Source organism: Pseudomonas sp. MPC6, assembly GCF_006094435.1.
Classification (GTDB): domain Bacteria; phylum Pseudomonadota; class Gammaproteobacteria; order Pseudomonadales; family Pseudomonadaceae; genus Aquipseudomonas.
This window is the reverse complement of record NZ_CP034783.1, coordinates 2,442,462-2,462,547: the sequence shown is the minus strand read 5'-3', so window position 1 is coordinate 2,462,547 and position 20,086 is coordinate 2,442,462. Positions and strand designations below refer to the sequence as shown.

At 63.5% G+C, this 20,086-nt stretch carries 15 protein-coding genes; 1 reads left to right on the top strand and 14 read right to left on the bottom strand.

What is annotated here, in order from left to right; all coding sequences use genetic code 11:
• Nucleotides 1-9: 9 nt before the first annotated feature.
• From ELQ88_RS13605 to ELQ88_RS13590, 4 genes are all read right to left on the bottom strand, one after another.
• Nucleotides 10-1,671: an ABC transporter ATP-binding protein gene (locus tag ELQ88_RS13605; RefSeq protein ID WP_178084693.1), complete on the bottom strand. Its 1,662-nt coding sequence runs from the start codon at nucleotides 1,669-1,671 to the stop codon at nucleotides 10-12.
• A 2-nt stretch (nucleotides 1,672-1,673) separates the two neighbouring features.
• Nucleotides 1,674-2,501 (bottom strand): ABC transporter permease, encoded by an 828-nt coding sequence (locus tag ELQ88_RS13600; protein ID WP_128871506.1) that lies wholly within the window; start codon nucleotides 2,499-2,501, stop codon nucleotides 1,674-1,676.
• A gap of 3 nt (nucleotides 2,502-2,504) precedes the next feature.
• Nucleotides 2,505-3,464: an ABC transporter permease gene (locus ELQ88_RS13595; protein WP_138965649.1), complete on the bottom strand. Its 960-nt coding sequence runs from the start codon at nucleotides 3,462-3,464 to the stop codon at nucleotides 2,505-2,507.
• 68 nt (nucleotides 3,465-3,532) lie between these two features.
• The gene (locus tag ELQ88_RS13590) at nucleotides 3,533-5,134 is read right to left on the bottom strand and encodes an ABC transporter substrate-binding protein (protein WP_128871507.1); all 1,602 of its coding nucleotides are present in this window, start codon (nucleotides 5,132-5,134) and stop codon (nucleotides 3,533-3,535) included.
• 176 nt (nucleotides 5,135-5,310) lie between these two features.
• Between ELQ88_RS13590 and ELQ88_RS13585 the strand changes: the two genes are divergently transcribed.
• The gene (locus ELQ88_RS13585) at nucleotides 5,311-5,751 is read left to right on the top strand and encodes an Rrf2 family transcriptional regulator (protein WP_128871508.1); all 441 of its coding nucleotides are present in this window, start codon (nucleotides 5,311-5,313) and stop codon (nucleotides 5,749-5,751) included.
• Between the two features lie 134 nt (nucleotides 5,752-5,885).
• On the opposite strand, the gene ELQ88_RS13580 is transcribed toward ELQ88_RS13585, so the two are convergent.
• From ELQ88_RS13580 to ELQ88_RS13535, 10 genes are all read right to left on the bottom strand, one after another.
• Complete coding sequence (locus ELQ88_RS13580; RefSeq protein ID WP_138965647.1) at nucleotides 5,886-7,301, bottom strand: aldehyde dehydrogenase family protein; 1,416 nt, start codon at nucleotides 7,299-7,301, stop codon at nucleotides 5,886-5,888.
• Nucleotides 7,294-8,484 (bottom strand): pyridoxal phosphate-dependent aminotransferase, encoded by a 1,191-nt coding sequence (locus ELQ88_RS13575; RefSeq protein ID WP_138965645.1) that lies wholly within the window; start codon nucleotides 8,482-8,484, stop codon nucleotides 7,294-7,296. The genes ELQ88_RS13580 and ELQ88_RS13575 overlap by 8 nt, the downstream gene beginning before the upstream one ends.
• A gap of 22 nt (nucleotides 8,485-8,506) precedes the next feature.
• A complete protein-coding gene (locus tag ELQ88_RS13570) occupies nucleotides 8,507-10,120 on the bottom strand; it encodes a 5-guanidino-2-oxopentanoate decarboxylase (RefSeq protein ID WP_138965643.1) in 1,614 nt (537 codons plus the stop codon).
• A gap of 10 nt (nucleotides 10,121-10,130) precedes the next feature.
• Nucleotides 10,131-12,230 carry an acetate--CoA ligase family protein gene (locus ELQ88_RS13565; RefSeq protein WP_138965641.1) on the bottom strand — a complete coding sequence of 700 codons (2,100 nt, stop codon included), beginning with the start codon at nucleotides 12,228-12,230 and terminating at the stop codon, nucleotides 10,131-10,133.
• 18 nt (nucleotides 12,231-12,248) lie between these two features.
• A complete protein-coding gene (locus ELQ88_RS13560) occupies nucleotides 12,249-13,409 on the bottom strand; it encodes an acyl-CoA dehydrogenase family protein (protein WP_138965639.1) in 1,161 nt (386 codons plus the stop codon).
• 66 nt (nucleotides 13,410-13,475) lie between these two features.
• Nucleotides 13,476-14,267 (bottom strand): enoyl-CoA hydratase-related protein, encoded by a 792-nt coding sequence (locus ELQ88_RS13555; protein WP_128871510.1) that lies wholly within the window; start codon nucleotides 14,265-14,267, stop codon nucleotides 13,476-13,478.
• Between the two features lie 358 nt (nucleotides 14,268-14,625).
• Nucleotides 14,626-16,038, bottom strand: coding sequence for an amino acid permease (locus tag ELQ88_RS13550; RefSeq protein WP_128869934.1), 1,413 nt, complete (start codon nucleotides 16,036-16,038; stop codon nucleotides 14,626-14,628).
• A gap of 211 nt (nucleotides 16,039-16,249) precedes the next feature.
• Nucleotides 16,250-18,526, bottom strand: coding sequence for an ATP-binding protein (locus ELQ88_RS13545; RefSeq protein WP_138965637.1), 2,277 nt, complete (start codon nucleotides 18,524-18,526; stop codon nucleotides 16,250-16,252).
• The gene (locus tag ELQ88_RS13540) at nucleotides 18,523-19,293 is read right to left on the bottom strand and encodes a transporter substrate-binding domain-containing protein (RefSeq protein WP_138965635.1); all 771 of its coding nucleotides are present in this window, start codon (nucleotides 19,291-19,293) and stop codon (nucleotides 18,523-18,525) included. The genes ELQ88_RS13545 and ELQ88_RS13540 overlap by 4 nt, the downstream gene beginning before the upstream one ends.
• Before the next feature lie 5 nt (nucleotides 19,294-19,298).
• A complete protein-coding gene (locus ELQ88_RS13535; protein WP_138965632.1) occupies nucleotides 19,299-20,012 on the bottom strand; it encodes a response regulator in 714 nt (237 codons plus the stop codon).
• Nucleotides 20,013-20,086 lie beyond the last annotated feature (74 nt).

The window sequence follows — 20,086 nt, the reverse complement described above, 5'->3', positions numbered from 1 at the left end:
GTTAATTCCTCAGACGATTTCAAGCTTGGAAGGCGCGGGTTGGCCAGCGCGCTGGGCGAGCAGGTGATCCAGCCAGTCCGGGTCCATTTCCGGTTCGGATGAAAACAGCAGGCCGGTGTAGTCCTGATGCGGCGGGGTGAAGATCGCGCTGCGCGAGCCGTGGTCGACCACCCGCCCGCGCTGCATCACCACCACTTCATCGGCAATCGCGCGCACGGTGGCGACATCGTGGGTAATGAACAGATAAGCGACGCCGAGCTGCTGCTGGATTCGATTGAGCAGCTTCAGCACCCCCTCGGCCACCAGTTGATCGAGGGCCGAGGTCACTTCGTCGCAAATGATCAACTGCGGATCGGCCGCCAGCGCCCGGGCAATGCAGATGCGTTGCTTCTGCCCGCCGGACAATTCACGGGGCTGACGCTCCATGAACGTCGCCGGATCCAGCTCGATCATTTCCAGCAACTCGGCGACCCGGGCGCGCAGGGCCTTGCCCTTCAGGCCGAGGTAAAACGTCAGCGGCCGACCGATGATGTCGACGATCCGCTGCCGGGGATTCAAGGCGGTGTCCGGGATCTGGTAGATCATCTGCACCCGACGCAACTGCTCCTTGCTGCGCTGGCGGAAGTCCGCCGGCAGGGGTTCGCCGGCATACAGCACCTGACCGGAAGTCGGTTGCAGCAGGCCGGTAATCAACCGCGCCGTCGAACTCTTGCCACTGCCGGACTCACCAATCACGGCCAGCGTCTGGCCGCGATACAGGCTCAGCGAAACATCGTGCAGCACCGGCTGGTGACCGTAGCTGGCACAGGCCTGGCGCAGTTCCAGCAACGGCACTTCCTGTTGCGGGCACGGCTTGGGTTCGGTGCGAAAGCTGCGCACCGCCCACAGTGACTTGGTGTAGTCCTCCTGCGGGTCGCGGAGCATGGTGCGGGTCTCGGCCTCCTCCACCAGCTTGCCGTGGCGCAGCACCATGATGCGGTCGGCCATTTGCGCGACGACGGCCAGGTCATGGCTGATATAGATCGCCGCACTGCCGAACTGCGCCACCGCGTCGCGAATCGCCGCCAGCACTTCGATCTGGGTGGTGACGTCGAGGGCCGTGGTCGGTTCGTCGAAGATGATCAGGTCCGGATGGCAGGCCATGGCCATGGCGGTCATCACCCGTTGCAGTTGCCCGCCCGACACCTGGTGCGGATAACGCTGACCGATCTGCTCGGGATTCGGCAGGCGCAACACCCGGTACAGCTCCACCGCTTCGGCTTCGGCCTGGGCGCGACTGATACCACCATTGTTGACCGCGGTTTCCACGTGTTGATCGATCAGCCGATGCGCCGGGTTGAACGATGCCGCGGCACTTTGCGCCACGTAGGCGATGCGCAGGCCACGCAGTTTGCGCAGGGTGTCGGGCTTGGCCTGCAACAGTTCCATGCCGTCGAAGCGCACCGAGCCGCCCGTGATCTTGCAGCCGTCACGGGCATAACCCATGGCTGCCAGGCCCAGGGTCGACTTGCCGGCACCCGACTCGCCGATCAGGCCCAGCACCTCGCCGCGTTGCAGGGTCAGGTCGATGCCTTTGATCAGCGGATGCCAGGCGTCTTCGTAATGACCTTCGATATGCAGGCCGCGGATTTCCAGCAGCGGCTGGTCGTTGTTGCAAGAGGGTTGGTGCATGTTCAGCACTCCTTGAGGCCGCTGGATTTATGCAGCATCCAGTCGACGACGAAGTTGACGCTTACCGTGATCAACGCCACTGCCAGTGCCGGCAGCAGCGGGCTGATGTCGCCGAAAGTGATCAGCACCGCATTGTCCCGGACCATGCTGCCCCAGTCGGCAGTCGGTGGCTGAATGCCCAGGCCGAGGAATGACAGCGCACTGATAAACAGAAAGACGAAACAGAAACGCAGGCCGAATTCGGCAATCAAGGGCGCGGCAGCGTTGGGCAACACTTCGCGGGTCACCAGCCACCACAAGCCCTCGCCCCGCAGCCGCGCCGCCTCGACGAAGTCCTGGACCACCACGTTCATCGCCACCGCCCGAGACAGGCGAAACACCCGGGTGGCATCCAGCAGCGCGATCACCAACACCAGGGAAGTGGCCGTGGTGCCGACCACACTGAGAATCAGCAAGGCGAAGATCAGTTGTGGAATCGCCATCAGGATGTCGACGACTCGCGACAGGCCTTGATCGACCCAACCGCCCTTGATCGCCGCGATCAAACCGCAAAAGCCACCGAGCAGGAACGCCAGCACCGTGGTGAGAAAAGCGATGCCCAGGGTGTTGCGGGCGCCATACACCAGCCGGCTGAACATGTCGCGACCGAGGTTATCGGTGCCCAACAGGAACTGCCCGCTCCAGGGCGCAAAGCCCTCGCCGACCACTTCGGTTTCGCCATAGGGCGCCAATGCCGGAGCGCACAGCGCCACCAGGATGTACACAACGATGACCAGAATCCCGAACTTCGCACTCAGCGGTGCCCGGGCCAGTTCTTTAAGCAGGCTCATGTTCTACCCCTTCGGATGCATCAGGCGTGGATTGCTGGCGATGGACAGCACATCGGCCGTGGTATTGAGCAGGATGTAGGTCGCGGCAAAGATCAGGCTGCAGGCCTGGACCACCGGAATGTCGCGCTTGGCCACCGAGTCCACCAGCAACTGGCCAAGCCCCGGGTAGACGAACACCACCTCGACCACCACCACGCCAACCACCAGGTACGCGAGGTTCAAGGCCACCACGTTGACGATCGGTGCCAGCGCGTTGGGCAAGGCATGCCGGAAGATAATCCGCGACTGGCTGATGCCCTTGAGCCGGGCCATTTCGATATAGGGACTGGCCAGCAGGTTGATCAGGGACGCACGCGTCATGCGCATCATCTGCGCGATCACCACCAGGCTCAGGGTCGCCACCGGCAACACCGAGCGTTCCAGCACCGTGCCGAAGGAGGCATCCGGCGCCAGGTTGGAGATGCTCGGGAACCAGCCGAGCTTCACCGAAAACAGCAGAATCAACAGGTAGGCGACGAAGAATTCCGGAAACGACACCGCACTCAGTGCCGAGGTGTTGAGCAGGCGGTCGAACCAGCTATTGCGATACAAGGCCGCGAGCATCCCCAGCAGCAGCGCCAAGGGTACCGAGACCAATGCCGCCAAGGCCGCCAGGCTGAGGGTATTGCCCAACCGCGTGCCGATCAGCTCCGCGATCGGCCGCTGGTTGGCCAGCGAGACCCCGAGGTCGCCTTGCAGCAGCTGCCAGATCCACTGCACGAAGCGGGTCAATGGCGGCAAGTCCAGCCCCAGCTGGGCACGGAAGGCCGCCACGGTTTCGGCCGTCGCCGACTGCCCGAGCATGGCCTGGGCGATATCGCCCGGCAGCATGCCGACCGCCAGAAAAATAATCACCGACACCGCAAACAGCGACAACAGGCCCAGGGCCAGGCGCTGCAACAGCAACTTGAAAATACTATTCACCGCAGAATCCTCCGGGATGGCACAGGGTGGCCGACCTGCGCGCAGGTCGGCCATCAACGATCAGGTGCTCAGGCTTGCCACCAGCGCTCGATGACCCGCAGACCATCCAGTTCGCCGTAGGGTGCGGTGAGTTCGCCATGACTGACGCGTTTCGAGCGGGCGGCCACGGAGCTGGCGAACAACGGCACAATCGCCCCGCCGTCGTCGCGGCACAGCGCCTGCATTTCGTTGTACATCTCGCGGCGCAGCGGGTCGTTCATCTCGCCGCGCGCGGCGTTCAGCAACTGGTTGAAGCGCCCGTTGTCCCAGTGGGTTTCGTTCCAGGCCGCGCCTTTGGCGTAACCGATGCTGAACATGCGGTCGGCGGTCAGGCTGCTGTACCAGAACGAGGTGGTGAAGGGTTGCTTCATCCAGACGTTGGAGAAGAAACCGTCCGCCGGCTCGCGCACCACATCGATATCGATCCCCGCCTGGCGCGCCTGCTCCTTGAACAGCACCGAGGCGTCCACCGCGCCGGTATACGCCGCGTCGGACGCTTGCAGGCGCACCTTGAGCGACTCGACGCCGGCCTTGCGCAGGTGGAATCGCGCCTTGTCCGGGTCATAGCTGCGCTGCTCCAGCGCCGTATTGATGAAGCGGCTGCCGGGCTGGATCGGATGATCGTTACCGACCAGGCCATAGCCGTGCAGTATCGAGGCCAGCAGGGTTTCACGGTTGATGGCGTACTTCATCGCCAGGCGGATGTCGTTGTTCCTGAAGTCCTGGCTGTCGCACAGCATCGGGAAGGTGTAGTGCTGCGCGCCCTTGGTTTCTTCGATCACCATGTTCGGATTGCGCTTGAGCAGCGCCACGGTTTTGAGGTCGACCTTGTTGATCACATCGACCTGCCCGGTCACCAGCGCATTGATCCGCGCCGCGCCGTCGGCAATGCCGATCAACTCGGCGCTGGCGAAATGCGCCCGGCCGGGTTTCCAGTAATCGGGGCTGCGTTCCAGGGCCATGCGCACGCCCGGATCGAAGGCCTTGAGGCGATAACCGCCGGTGCCCGCCCCCGCTTGCCAGTCGGCAACGCCGTCCTTGCTCGGCATGATCACCAAATGGTAATCGGCCACCACATAGGCGAAGTCGGCGTTGCCCGAATGCAACTCGAAGACCACCGTATCGGTGCCCTGTGCGCGCACCTGGGCGACATCCCCGAGGACAGTCTTGGCCGCCGAGGTGGATTTTTCGCCCAGGTGGTGATTGATCGACGCCACGACGTCTTCGGCGGTCAGGCTCTTGCCGTTGTGGAAGGTCACGCCCTGGCGCAGTGTGAAGGTCCAGATCCGCGCATCCGGCGACGATTCCCAGCGCTCGGCGAGCTCGGGAATCGCGGTGCCGTCCACGCCAATTTCGCTCAGGGTGTTGTACACCGCCGAGAAGCCGACAAAAGTGAACGTGTCGCTCCAGGAGCCCGGGTCCAGCGAATCGGTGGTGCTGCCACCCGCCAGGCCAAGGCGCAGCACGCCGCCCGGCTTGGGCGTGCTTTCCTGGGCAAAGGCCCCGAACGGCAGGCCCATGGAAAACGCAGCGGCCACCAGGCCGGCGGCGGCGCTGCCTTTGAGGAAATCCCGACGAGGAAGATTGCAGTCATTAATCGCTTGAGTAATCTTGTTTTTGTTATCGCTCATTACATTGCCCCTGATCGATTGCAGAGAAAATGATTCGAAGGTCCTACCGAATCTGCTAACATTCCTAATTGTTACCGTAACAAATACATTAACGACTTCACAACGTAAATTCCACGCCCTGACGGGTATTTTTCATCGATTGAATAATCCGGTTTCTACAGGGAGCCTTCCGCCTCATGAGCCAGTCGACCCGCTTGATCACCGCTTCTTACATCCTGTCGTTCGTTGCCGCTAACGCACCGCAGAAGCTGCGCACCGAAACCATTGCCAAGTGGGTAAAAACCCACCCGACGCGGGTGCGCAATCTGGTGTCGCAGATGGTCAAGGCGGACATTCTCAAGTCCTATCGCGGCGCCAAGGGCGGGCTGACCCTGGCCAGGCCCGCCAATGAAATCACCCTGCGCGAGGTCTACGACGCGGTGCAGGAAAGCTCGCTGATCGCCGAGAAAATCGACAACCCGTTCTCCGGCATGGAAGACCATTGCAAGGTCTTCGAAGTGTTCACCCGGCTGTTCGCCATGCTGGAAAACAACATGCGGCTGGATCTCGGAAGCATCACCGCCGACCAGTTGTTCGTGGCCTTCGATACCCCGCTGGAAAACCGCGACAGGGCTTGATTTGGCTGGTGCAGGCGCTGGCGCAGCCTGGGATCTTTTTGCGGTGCTTGGGCCACCCCGCTGCCAGTTGCAGCAGCGAGGTGCCCAGGTATAACGCCATGCGGGCCTGCGGCCCGCCCGCGCTCATGGCGAGATCACAGCTGCATCGCTTTCACCTCGACAAACTCGGCCAGCCCTTCTTCACCCCATTCGCGACCATTGCCTGACTGTTTATAGCCGCCAAACGGCGCCTGATAGTTGAACGCCGCGCCGTTGATAAAGCACTGCCCGGCGCGCAGCTGCCGCGCCAGCCCGAGTGCACGCTCGGCGCTACCGGCCCATACGCCGCTGGACAGGCCGAACGGCGAGTCGTTGGCGATCTGGATGGCCTGGGCTTCATCCGCATAGGGGATCAGGCACAGCACCGGGCCGAAGATTTCTTCCTGGGCGATGCGCATCCGATTGTCGACGTCGGCAAACAGCGTCGGCTTGAGGTAAAACCCGCGCTCGAACTCGTCGGCCGATTCACCGCCACACAGCAGCCGCGCGCCCTCTTGCCGACCGACTTGAATGTAATCACGCACGGTGCGCCGTTGCGCGGCCGAGCACATCGGGCCAAGGAAACTCTGCGGGTCGAGCGGATCGCCCATGCGCAGGCTTCGGGTCTCGGCCAGGGCCAGCTCCAGCGCCTCGGCATAACGGCTGGCGGGCAGCAGCATGCGGGTCAAGGCAGTGCAAGTCTGTCCGGAGTTGATCATCACATCCTGCACGCCGTAGCGCACCGCTGCCGCCAGATCGGCATCTTCGCCGATCAGCAGCGGCGACTTGCCGCCCAGTTCCAGGCACACCCGCTTGACCGAAGGCGCTGCCGCCTGGGCCACGCGGACGCCGGCGCCGGTGGAGCCGGTGAACGAGATCATGTCGACATCCGGGTGCCTGGCCAAGGCTTCACCGACCTTGGAACCGGGCCCGCTGACCAGGTTGAACACCCCCGCCGGCAGACCGATGGCCTCGATCATTTCCGCCAGCAGGAAGGCATGCAGCGGGGTTTCCTGGCTCGGCTTGACCACCACCGTGCAGCCGGCCGCCAGTGCCGGCGCGAGCTTGCCGATCAACTGGTGCAGCGGGTAATTCCACGGATTGATGAAGGCACAGACACCCACCGCCTCGCGAATCACCAGGGAGTTGCCGACCTCGCGCACCTCATCCATCAACCCGGCGATTTCGACGTAGTGTTCCAGCCCGGCGATCGGTCCCTCAACCTGCACCGAGCGACACCACTGCACCGGCATGCCGAGCTCGGCGGTGATCACCTGCGCCATTTCGTCCGCCCGCGCTCGCAGCTGCTCGACCAGTGCGCGGATATACGCCGCGCGGACGCTGGACGAGGTGCGCGACCATGATCCAAAGGCCCGTCGGGCCGCGGCCACAGCGCGATCAACGTCACGCTCGTCGCCCAACGGCACGGAGCCTGCGACCTGTTCAGTGGCCGGGTTGATCACCTCGGCCAGGCCCTGGCCGGAAGGCAGGTGCCAGGCGCCATCCATAAACAGCCTGCTGTAATTACGCATCGCCCCGCCCCTCCATCAACTCATTGGCGCAGCGGACAATCCGCTGGCAGGCATCGCGCAGGGGTTCGGTGCCCACCACCAGCCCCAGGCGAATGTGCCCGGCGGCACTCGGGCCGAACGCTTCACCGGCCAGCACCGAGACGCCGTGTCGATCCAGCAGGCGGTCGGCGAAGGCCTGGGCGCTGAGCCCGGTGTCGCGGATGTCGACCATCACGAACATCCCGCCATCGGGCTTCAGGGCACGCACGCCAGGGCAGTCGGCCAGGCATTCGCAGACCAGGTCGCGACGCTGGCGATAGGCCTGGCGCATGGCCTCGAGTTCCGGCAGCTGGGTCTCCAGCGCGACGACCGCGGCGTCCTGGATGAAATCCGGGGAGCCGTAGAGCATGCACAGCGCGAGGTTTTCCAGATGCCCGGCGAGTGACGGTGGCGCGACCACCCAGCCGACGCGCCAACCAGTCATGGCGTGGGATTTCGACAGGCTGTTGAGGGTCGCGGTGCGCTCGGCCATGCCGGGCAGACTGGCCGGGCTGACGTGTTCGCCTTCGAACAACAGCTCGCTGTAGACCTCGTCGGAAATCAGCCACAGGTCATGGGCAATGCACAGCTCGGCCAGCGCCTGCCAGGTGGTGCGCGGCAAGCTGGCGCCGGACGGGTTGTGCGGGCTGTTGAGCGCCAACGCGCGAGTGCGCGGGGTAATGCGGGCGGCGACGTCTTCCGGCAACACCCGGAAGCCGTTCTCGGAGCGCACCGGTACTGGAATCACCACTGCGCCGCAGGCACCGAACACGGCTTCATAGGTGACGTACATCGGCTCGGCGACTATCACTTCATCGCCGGGATTGAGCACGCACTGGGCGACGCTGAACAGCGCACATTGCGCGCCGGCCAGCACCACCACCTGGTCGGCATCGACCGGTTGGCCGCTGCGTTGCCGATGCCGTTTGGCGATGCTTTCACGCAGGGCACGCTTGCCGCGCACTTCGGCGTAATGGGTATGGCCCGCCAGCAGGCTGTCGATGGCCGCTTGCACGATCGGCACCGGGGTATCGAAATCCGGGTCGCCCACCGACAGCAACAAAATGTCCCGGCCCTGCTCCTGAAGCGCCAGGGCGCGGTAATGAATCTCCCAGGCGGCGGCACCGTCACCGGCGACACGTTGGGTCAGATCGGAAAAACGCATGGGCTTGTTCCTTGTTGAGGGTTTAACCGACCAGCGCACAGGCGTGCTTGAGTTCGATCAGGGTCACGCCGTTTCGTTGGAAGCCGGCACGCAGGTCGGTTTGCAGTTCGTCCAGGCTGCGGGGTTGCGTCACGGTGCAACCGAAGGCGCGGCCCAATGCGGCAAAATCCGGGTTGCGCGGCAGCACGCCAATCGGCTCGATGTCGAGGCCGAGCATGTCGTCGCGGATCTGCCCCAGGGCTTCGTTGTTCCACAACAGCACCACCAGCGGGCTGTCCAGCTCTTCCACGGCGGTTGCCAGTTCTTGCGCGGTGTAGAGAAAACCACCGTCGCCGACCAGCACCAATCCGGGCCGCTCCGGCGCGCCGAACTTGGCGCCGATACCCGCCGGCAGGCCATAACCCAAGGTGCCGTAGCCGGTCGGGTGCAGCCAACTGCGCGGCGCCTGGCTGCTGAAGGCGTAGTTGCCGGTGTAGGCCAGTTGAGTCATGTCGCTGCTGATAAAGGCGTTGTCCGGCAGTTCGGCCGAAACCCGATCGAGGATCGCCTGATGGATCGACTGCAAGGTGCCGTGCCCGTTCTTCACCGCTTTGCGCAAAGTGTCGACGGCCTGGATGGCAGCGCTCGCGTCGCGTGCGGATTCAGGCAGGCGCTCCAGCAAGGCCATGACGGTGTGCCGCGCATCGCCCTGCAAGGCCACCGTGCACGGATAGAAATCGTTGAACTTGCGCGAGTCGATATCCACCCGCAGCAGCTCGGCATTCAGCGGCAGACGTTCGCGCCAGTAATCGGTGTCGGCCATCTCGGTGCCCACCGCAAGCACCACGTCGGCTTCGGCGATCAGCGCCCAGCCCGGTTCCACGCACAGGGTCGACCCGGCATTCAACGGCGCATCCGGCGGCAACAAGCCCTTGCCGGCGACGCTGCTGAAAAACGGCGCGCCCAGCCGCGTGCTCAAGGCCTCGAGCGCCTGGCCGGCATTCAGCGCACCGCCGCCGGCGATGATCATCGGCCGGCGTGCCGCCTGCAGTTTCGCCACCGCCTGATCCAGCGCCTCGGCCGCCGGCAGGCCGCGTCCCGGACGGCGCACCACCTCATTGCTCCAGTCACGCGTGACGGGCGCGGCCAGCACATCCAGCGGCACCGAAATATGCACCGGACGCGGCCGTTCGCTGTCGAACACCGCGAAAGCGCGGGCGATCAGCTCGGGCAAATCCTCGGCACTCAAGGCCACCGCCGAAAACGCGGTGATCGGCGCGGTCATGGCGCGCTGATCCTGGGTTTCGTGCAGGCAACCCCAACCTTTGCCCAGGCTGGCCGTATGGTTGACGCTGGAAATCACCAGCATCGGGATCGAGTCGGCGTAGGCCTGGCCGATCGCGGTCGCGGCATTGGTCACGCCGGGGCCGGTGATGATGAAGCACACCCCCGGCTTGCCGTTGACCCGCGCATAGCCGTCGGCCATGAAACCGGCCCCCTGCTCGTGCCGGGTCAGCACATGGCGAATGCCACTGCCGGGCAAGCCGCGATACAGCTCCAGGGTATGCACGCCAGGAATGCCGAACACAGTGTCGACGCCGTAATTGGCCAACAGGCGCACCAGGGTCTGGCCGCCGGTCAAGGTTTTGCTTTGCATGCTCAGATCCTCAAGCTTGGCCGAGGCGAATCAACGCATCGACCGCAGTGGTGCCTTGGGCACCGACCAACAATGGGTTCACATCGAGTTCGAGCAACTGCCCGGCGTTCTCACAGGCGTAGTCCGCCACGGCGCGGATCGCGGCCACCAGCGCCTCCAGATCCGCGGCTTCGCGACCACGAAACCCTTGCAGCAAGGCGGCGCTGCGCAGGCTCGACAACGCCTGGCGAATGGCCCCATCAGTGGTGGGCAACAGCAGGCTGCGGCTGTCCTTGAGCAGCTCCACCAGAATCCCCCCGGCGCCGATGACCAGCGCCAGGCCGAAGCCGGTTTCACGCTTGATCCCCACGATCAACTCGGCCAGGGGCGGGGTTGCCATGCGCTCCAGCAGCACCTGATCGAAGGCCACCCCCGGTGCATAGTCGGCGATCCGCGCGCGCATCTGCTCCAGGGCGTCGCTCAAGGCCTGCGGATCGCGCAGGTTCAGGGCCACGGCACCGGCTTCGGTCTTGTGCGGCAGCTCGGCGCTGACCGCCTTGAGCACCAGTGGATAACCCAGTGAATTCGCCGCGTGCAACGCCTCGTCCGGCGTGCTCAACACGCCTTGCGGTGTCGGCAGGCCGAAGGCGCGCAAGGCCTGCTTGGATTGCCATTCATCCAGCAGTTGCCCCTCGCCTTCCAGCGCTTGCGGGCACAGCGGCACCAGCGCCGACTCACCGAGTGCCAGCAGCGCCAGGCGCTTGCGCTGATAACCGGCGATCCGCCCCCACGCCGCCAAGCCATCCTCGACGCCCTGCAATGCCGCTACACCGCGCGCATGCAGACGTTCGCGAGCACTGGCCGGCAGCAGTTCGGGAAAGGCCGAGGTGACGAAACCGGTCTTGCCGTGACGGCTCAACGCCGCGCAATACAGCTCCAGCAGCAGGTCACATTCCTTGCGCTCGCCGGTGGCCTCCGAGGGGTAATCGAGCACCAGTACCGCGGCGTCGGCTGCGGTGCGCAGGGCGCTGTCGAGCATCTTGTCCAGCGCTTCGCGGTCACCCCAGATCGCCGTGGTGAAATCCAGCGGGTTGACCAGGTTGGCGTAGCTCGGCAGCACTTGATCCAGCTCGATCCGCTGGCTTTCATCGAGCTTGGGCAGGCTCAAGTCATTGCGTTCGGCATAGTCGGCAATCAAACCCGCATCGCCACCGGAACAGGCCAGGGCGATCAGGCTGTTGCCCGCCGGCAGATTGCCGCAGGCAGCGGCTTTCAGGGTTTCGACAAAGCTCACCGGACCGCTGACGCGAATCACCCCGAGGCGCTCGAACAGGCTGTCGTACAACACATCGGAACCGGCCAGCGAGCTGGTGTGGCTGAGGGCCAATTCGGCGCCGATCTGCGACACCCCGGTTTTCAGCGCAATGATCGGAATGCCTTTTTCCAGCGCCTTGTGTGCCGCGCGAGCAAAGCCCGGAACGTTTTTCAGGCCTTCCAGATGCAGGCCGATCGCGGTGACGCGCGGCTCGTCGAGCAGCACATCCATCAGCTCGGCGATGCCCAGTTGCGCCTGGTTGCCGACTGATGCCATATAGGCCACCGGCAACGAGCGGTCGCTCATGGACAGGTTGTAGGCAAAGTTGCCGCTCTGGGTCAGCACCGCAACGCCCTTCTCCACGGTCTTGCCGCCATGGGCGACCGGCCACAGGGCCGAGCTGTGCAGGTAATCGAGCAAGCCGTAGCAGTTGGGGCCGAGCAAGGCCATGTCGCCAGCCGCCTTGAGCAACTGGTCTTGCAGGGCCTGGCCTTGCGCGCCGGTCTCGGCGAAACCCGAGGCGTAGCAAATAGCCCCGCCCGCGCCCCTGGCCGCCAGTTCGGCGACACAGGTCAAGGTCAGCTCGCGGTTGGTGGCGATGAACACCGCGTCCGGGCCACACGGCAGGTCCGCTACGCTACGCACACAGGGCACGCCTTCGAGGCTGTCGTGCTGCGGGTTGACCAGCCACATCTGGCCTTGATAACCGCCCTCGGCACATCGCTTGAGCGCACGGGCCATGCTCCGCCCGCCAATGAATGCCAGGTGGCGCGGCGCGAGCAGGCGTTTGAGGTTGTCGCGAATCTGTTGGGACATGTCTGTTCTCCGACCTGATCAGCGCAGCAGCGGCCGCAGCAATTCGCGGGAAATAATGTGACGCTGGATCTCCGAGGTGCCTTCCCAGATGCGCTCGATCCGGGCGTTGCGCCAGATGCGCTCGACCGGACCTTCGTCCATCAAGCCCATGCCGCCGAAAATCTGCACCGCTTCGTCGGCCACGCGCCCGAGCACTTCACTGGCGAACAACTTGGCCATCCCGGCTTCGCCGTCGGTCATGCTGCCCTGATCCATTTTCCAGGCGGTGTGCAGGGTCAAGAGTTCGGCCGCGCGGATTTGCGTGGCCATGTCGGCCAGCTTGAACGACACCCCTTGATAGGTGCCGATGGGTTGGCCGAACTGCTTGCGGTCCGCCGCCCATTGCAGCGAAACGTCCAACGCCCGCTGGGCCTGGCCGACGCAGTTGGCGGCGACCATCACCCGCCCGGCGGTCAGCCAGGCATTGGCCACTTCCCAGCCCTTGCCGACTTCGCCGAGCACTTTGGAGGCCGGGACGCGGCAATCGTCGAAGAACATTTCATAGGTGTGATAACCGCGGTTGCTGACGCACTTGGGCCCGCGACGGATCGTCATGCCTGGCGTGCCCCGGTCGACCAGGAACGAGGTCACGGCGTTGCGCTGGCGACCGTTGTGTTCGTAGGTGTCGGTCACGGCGAAGACAATCGCGAAATCGGCGTGGCCGGCATGGCTGATGAAGTGCTTGCTGCCGTTCAACACAAAGTCGTCGCCGTCGCGCACGGCACGGGTCTTGATCGCATTGGCATCGGAGCCGGCACCCGGTTCGGTGAGGGCGAAGCAGTCGATCTTTTCGCCCTGGATGCACGGCAGCAAATAGTCCTGGATCTGCTGGCCGGTGCAGGCCATGAGGATTTTCGACGGGCGTGCGACGAACACATGCAGCGCCCACGACACCTTGGACAGTTCGCGTTCGATCAAGGCCTGGGACAGGTAGTCGAGCCCGCCTCCGCCGACTTCTTCAGGCATGTTGAAGGCATAGAAACCCGCCGCCACTGCCTTGCCGCGAATCTGCGCGGCGAGTTCCGGCGACACTTCATCGGCACGATCCACCGCTTCTTCATGGGGCAGCAGTTCCTTGGCGACAAAACTGCGTACCGCGTCCACCAACATGTCTTGTTCTTGGGTCAGCTGGAAATTCATAACGCTACCTGTTCTTCGATAATCGTTTTTATTCGAGGGCTGCGATGCCGGATTTATTGGCCAAGCTTATTTACCGACAAAGGCAGGCGGACGTTTTTCCATCGCTGCGCGCAAGGCCTCGGCGCCATCGACACTGCGACCGCAAAGCAAACCGGCGGCGAGTTCCGCGCTCAGTTGTTCCGGCAGGCTGCGCCGGGCGCCTTCACGCATCAGTTGCTTGGTCTGGGCAAACGCGAAGGTCGGGCCGCTGGCCAGGCGCGCGGCCAGTTCGCCCACCACGCTTGGCAGTTGTTCATCGGCGCAGACTTCGCTGACCAGGCCGGCCGCCAGGGCGCGCTCGGCACTCCAGAGTTCATCGAGGAACAGCAGGCGCTTGGCCTGCTCGGTGCCGATCAGCCGTGGCAGATGCCAGCTGGCACCGGCGTCCGGCGAATAGGCCATGCTGGTGTATCCGGCCTTGAACCGGGCGGACTGCGCGGCGACCCGCAAGTCGCAGCACAGGGTCAAATCCATCCCGGCGCCGACGGCGGTGCCGTTGATCGCGGCAATGGTCGGTTTATCGAGGCTGTACAGACGGCTCATCATGGCGTGGGCGGTTTCCGTCCAGCCGTAGCTTTCCAGCGCACCGCGGGCCTCGGCTTCGGCCCATTCGGCGAGGTCGGCACCGGCGCAGAAACTGCGGCCGGTCGCGGTCAGCACGATCACTCGCACCGCCGGATCGACGTTGTATTGGTCGAGCAAGGCGTGAAGGCTTTTCAGTGTCGGAATGTCCAGCGCGTTGCGTTGCGCGGCACGGTTGAGCGTGATCCAGGCAACACCCGCTTCGACCTGACTGAGCAGAGAAGATTGAGTAGTCATACGAGTCCTCGAATTGTTGTGTTTGGCATGAGGGAGGGAGCGACATGGCGACCATACTAAACGAGTGTTCAGTAAGACGGCAATCCTGTGGCCTGGGTGTTTGTAACAGCCGTATAATCTGTATAACTTGTTGTTTTTAAACAGATTAATTAGGAATCACAGATACCTTCGGAAAAACTGTTACATCTTCGAACAACTGAATACGGGGGGGCTTGAGGTCGAGGAGATCCCTGTAGGAGCTGGCTTGCCAGCGAAGGCGGTCTATCAGCCAATACATGTGTCGACTGACACGCCGCCTTCGCTGGCAAGCCAGCCCCTACAGGGGGGCGACCGGCTGCTCCTACAGTGTTTTGCCGGCTTAAACCGTCGGCACCGTCTGCGCCATATCAGCCTGGCGCTTGCGGTTGGTCAGGAAGTAAGCGCCATAGCACAGGGCAATAAAACCAAAACCCCAATACAGCGACGGACGCTGCGTCTCGTCCAGCGCCAGGAATACGAACAGCGAGCAGCACAAGGCGATGCACAGCAGCGGCAGGAACGGGAACCACGGTGCGCGGTATTTCAGGTCGCTGAGCTGGCCGCCTTCCCGGATGAAGGCGCGACGGAATTTATACTGCGCCAGCGCGATCACGATCCAGGTCACGGTACCGGCCATGCCGCTGACGGCCATCAGCACCATGAACAGGGTGTCGGCGGCAATGAAGCTGGTCAGCAGCGACACCAGGGCAAAGCACAGGGTGATGCTCAGCGCCCGCAACGGCACGCCGCGAGAACTCAAGGGCGCGAGGCTTTTCGGGGCCATGCCGGTTTTCGACATGGCCCAGAGGATCCGCGTCGAGGCATACAGGCCGGAGTTACCCACCGAGAGAATCGCAGTGAGGATCACGAAGTTCATCAAGTCGGCGGCGTAAGGAATGCCGACCATGTCGAACACCTGCACGAACGGACTTTCCATCAACCCGGCCTGCTGCCATGGAACGATGGCCGACAGCACCACGATGGCGAGCACATAGAAGATCAGCACCCGGAACACCACGTTGCGCACCGCCTTGGGGATGCTCTTTTCCGGCTGGTCGGTTTCGCCGGCGGCAACGCCCATGATTTCGCAGCCCTGAAAGGCGTAGACCACCGTCATCATCACCGCGAACACCGCCGATAGACCGTTGGGGAACAGCGAGTCGCCGATCAGGTTGGTCATCATCGGCGCCGGGGCGCCGCTGGTCAGCGGTATCGCGCCGAAAATCACCAGGACCCCCACGATGATAAAACCGAGGATCGCCGCCACCTTGATCCCGGAGAACCAGTATTCCGCTTCACCGAAGGCGCGAGTGGCCAGGGCGTTCAACCCGAACAGCACCACCACGAACAGGGCCGACCAATACCAGATGGGAATGCTCGGAAACCAGCGCACCATCAACATGCCCGCCGCGGTGAACTCCAGGCCGACCGTGGTCGCCCAGCTCATCCAGTACACCCAGCCGATCATGAACCCGGTGGCGGGCCCGATGTACTTTGTCGCATGGGTCTGGAACGAGCCGGACACCGGCATCTGCACCGACAGCTCGCCGAGGCAGACCATCACCAGGTACATCAGGAAGCCGGCCACCAGGTAAGCCAGGATCGCCCCCATCGGCCCGCCCTGGTTGATGGTGACGCCCGAGCCCATGAACAACCCGGTGCCAATCACCCCGCCCAGCGACAGCATGAAAATGTGCCGGCTTTTCAAGGCTCGGGTCAGTTGGATGCCTTTACGTTCGATAGATTCGCTCATGGCAGCACCTCTCAAGACTGGGCGAGGTGCGCGGCGGATGACAGGAGGTCATCGCGCGGGGAAAGATCAGCTTTACGGCAGTTCATTATTATTATCTCCAATAAGCTTCGAAGACCGCGTCAAGCGCGGTTGTGCCGATTATTGGAAAGCCATGTAAGTTCGCGTTGAAGCTGAAGATCAAAGTTGTACAAAGTCGTAACGATTTTGTACGTCAGGCGTGCAACACGTCCGCCAGTACCGCTTGCGAACCCTGCAACACCCCATGAAACCTCGGCACCAGCGCTTGCACCGCCGCCGTGTCGTTGACAAGTGCCGCCACTTCCAGGGCGCGCAAGACCTCGGCCAAGGCGCAAAAGCCCAGCGAGTCACTACTCCCGGCCAAACGGTGGGCCAGATGCGCAACCTCGGTACAGTCACCGGCTTCGATGGCTTCGAGCAGCGCCACGCGGTGCTGGGCAATCGAGTCGCGCAACACCCCCAGCAAACCCTGAAGTTTCTGCTCGCCGAGCAAGCTGCGATGGGTGTGCAGCAACTGCCAGTCCATCAGTTGCCCGCCCAGCGGATGAGTGTCCGCTGCCGGCTCGGGCATCGGCCGTTCACCGGCCAGTGCCTGGCGCAGGTTGTCGAGCTTCAGCGGCTTGGCGAGAATGCCTTGCATGCCGGCATCCAGATAACCGCGCACCAGCGCCGGCTGCACGCTGGCAGTCAGGGCGAAGATCCGGCTGTGTTGATTGGGCCCCGGTGTGCGGCGGATCAGCTTGCTCAGTTCGACGCCACTCATGCCCGGCAGATGCACATCGAGCAGAATCAGCTCGAAGGAGTGCCGGCGGCAGAGTTCCAGCGCTTGCTCGGCATCTTCCGCGAGGCTGACCCGATGCCCGTCGCGTTCCAACAGGCCGCTGACCACCTCGCGGTTCAGCGCCACGTCTTCGACCACCAGAATGCCCAGCGGCTGAACCGGTGAAGTGGCGCGCGTGACAGGCGCCGCGGCCAAAGCCGGTTGCAGCGTCAGCTCAAACCAGAAGCAACTGCCCTGCCCTTCCTGGCTGTCGACTCCGATGCGCCCGCCGAGCAACTGCACCAGGTGTTTACTGATGGCGAGTCCCAGCCCGGTACCGCCATAACGCTGGGCCACGTCTTCGCTGGCCTGGGTGAAGCGCTCGAAGATCTTTTCCTGCACCGACGCCGCGATGCCGATGCCATTGTCGGTCACGCTGAACCGCAGGCGTTGCCCTGTGGCCGGGTCGCCCGCGGCCAGTAGCGCGACGTCGACGCTGATGTGTCCGGCCTCGGTGAACTTGATGGCGTTGGCCAACAGGTTACTCAACACCTGACGTAAAAACTGCTCGGCGCCACGACAACGATCGTCGACCTGCGGATCAACCCGACACTGCAGTTGCGTGCCATTGCTCAACCCTCGCGGTTCCAGCAGCGTCAGTACCTCATCGAGCAGTTGCCTGAGCGAGAAGTCGACCTGCTCCGGATGGCTTTCGCCCTCCTCCAGCCGGGCGAAATACAGCACTTCGTTGAGAATCGTCAGCAGACCTTCGCCGGCTTTGTACAGCGCTTCCAGGCGTTTGCCATCGCGCTCGTCGAGGCTGGCGCCGCGCAGCAATTGGGCCATGCCGAGAATGCCATTGAGTGGCGTGCGCAGTTCATGGCTCATGGTGGCGAGGAAGCGCGACTTGGCGAGGTTGGCCGCTTCGGCCTCATCCTTGGCGCGCAGCAGGCTGGCCGTGCGCCGCTCGACCATTTTCTGCAGTTCGTCGCGTTTGTCCTGCAGCGCCAGGCGGTCGACTTCGCGGCGGTGGATATCGCTGAGAATCGCCCGGCGCATGTCATCCAGGGCGTGAGCCACGGTATCGATTTCGTCTTCGCGGCCGGTGCTGCTTTTGTCCAGGCGCAAAGGTTCATGCCAGTCACCGGCGGCAATGCGCCGGGCGAAATCGGCCATCACCTGCAAATGCCGAGTCACCAGCCGGTAGAACAACCCCGACAGCGCCACCGCCAGCCCGCAGAGGAACACGCTCATCCATAACAGGCTGGTCAGGCCGGTGGCGTACAACCGGCGATACACCGCGTCCAGGTCGGTACTGACTTCCAGCTCGCCCAGATGCCGCGACGGGCCGGACGGCGGCTGGTAATTGAGCTGGAAACGCTCGATGCGCAGGGGGCCGGCCGGCGCGGGGCTGCCTTGCAGCAGATCGAAATCGGGACTGCGCAAATGCACCCGGGCCACATCGGAAAAATCCACCAGGCCGCGCAGTTGCACATTCAACTGCTCCTGGTTCAGATCCCAGAGGCTGCGTTCCAGGCTGGCCAGGTAGCCGGCGCGGATCAACTCCATGCGCGAATCGATATCGCGCATTTCACGGCGGTACTCGAAATACAGCTGCACGGTGCTGGCGAGAATGGTGAAGCACAGGCTGAACAGCAGGATGAACAGCAGCAGGCGGCGCAACAGGCCGCCGGGGCTGGCGCGGCTCATGGCGTGTCCGCCGGCAGCTTGATCATGTCGCGATAGGTGGCTTCACTCTCGCTCAACCAGCGTTCGATCTCGCCCGCGTCAACCATCCGCTGCAGTTCGGCGTCGATCGCGGGCATGCGCTCGGCCAGCGTGGAGCGGCGCGATACGGCGACCCGCAAATAGTCGACGTTCAATGACTGGGGCAACGCCTGGATGTCGGCGGCACCCGGCAGGTTTTCCACGAACAGCTGCCCGGTGCGCCGCTCATGGGTGATGAAGTCGATTCTGCCGCGAATCAGCTTGCCGAAGTTCTGTCGACTGTCGGAGACCCATTCGATATTGCCGTGCCGGGCGACGAAGCGATCGAAGTCCAGGCCATAGCTTTCACCAAACAGCAGGCCGCCGCGGTAGTTGCCGAGGTCTTCAAGCCGTTCGAACTTCACCGGGTGTTGGCGGTTGAAGAACACCGCGACCTCTTCACGCAACACCGGTACCGTCGAGAAGCGCATGCTCTGTTCGCGCTGCGCCGTGCTGTAGGCCAGGACCACGTCGACCCGGCCTTCGGCGGCGTCCAGCAGGCAGCGCTTCCAGTTGCCCAGCACGACGATCTCGACCTCGTACCCCAGGTTGCCAAATAACGTCTTCACCACACTGGGCGCCAGGCCGCGCACCTGTTTGCCGTCGCTCCAGGAAATCGGTGGGTAGACCGGATAATCGCAGTAGCGAAGGGTCTCGGCCGCCACCGATGTGCCGGTCAGTGCCAGCAGTAACCCGAGCAGTCGCCACATAGGGTTCAGGCAGCCACGCTGGCGGTGAACAAATAACCGGCGCCATGGATGGTAATGATCAGTTGCGGCTCGGCAGGGTCGTCATGCAACTTGCGCCGCAAGCGCCCGACCAGCACGTCGATGGAGCGGTCGTTGGGTACCCATTCACGGTTGCGGATCTGATCCATCAACTGATCGCGGCTCAAGGTATGCCCGCTGTTGCGCAGGAAGACACTGAGCAACTGGAATTCCCCCTGGGTCAGCAGGGTTTCGCCCCCGGCATCATCGATCAGGCGGCGGCGATCGGTGTCCAGTCCCCAGGCAGCAAACTGTTTGACCTGACGCAGCGCCGGCGCCGGCTGCTGCAACTGGGCATGGCGCACCCGGCGCACCAGGTTTTTGGCCCGCGACACCAGTTCACGCGGGTTGAGGGGTTTGATCACGTAATCGTCAGCGCCGCATTCGAGGCCGACGATGCGGTCGATTTCGTCATTGCGCCCGGTAATCAGGATGATCCCGACTTCCGAGCGCACCCGCAGCTCGCGGGTCAGGGTCAGGCCATCCTTGCCCGGCAGGCGGATGTCCAGCATCACCAGGTCGACCGTGTTGGTCGCCAGAAAAGTTTCGGCCAGTTCCGCCGTCGCGGCGCAATGCACGTCGTAACCTTCTTGCGAAAGATAGGCGTGAAGGAGTTCGCGAATCAGCAAATCGTCGTCGACGATCAGTACCCGAGGAGTCATCGCTTGGTGTTCCTGCATAAGCCCGATGGGCATGTTTCTTATTAGAATCTGTTTCGCTTGAGCGGCAGAGAGTA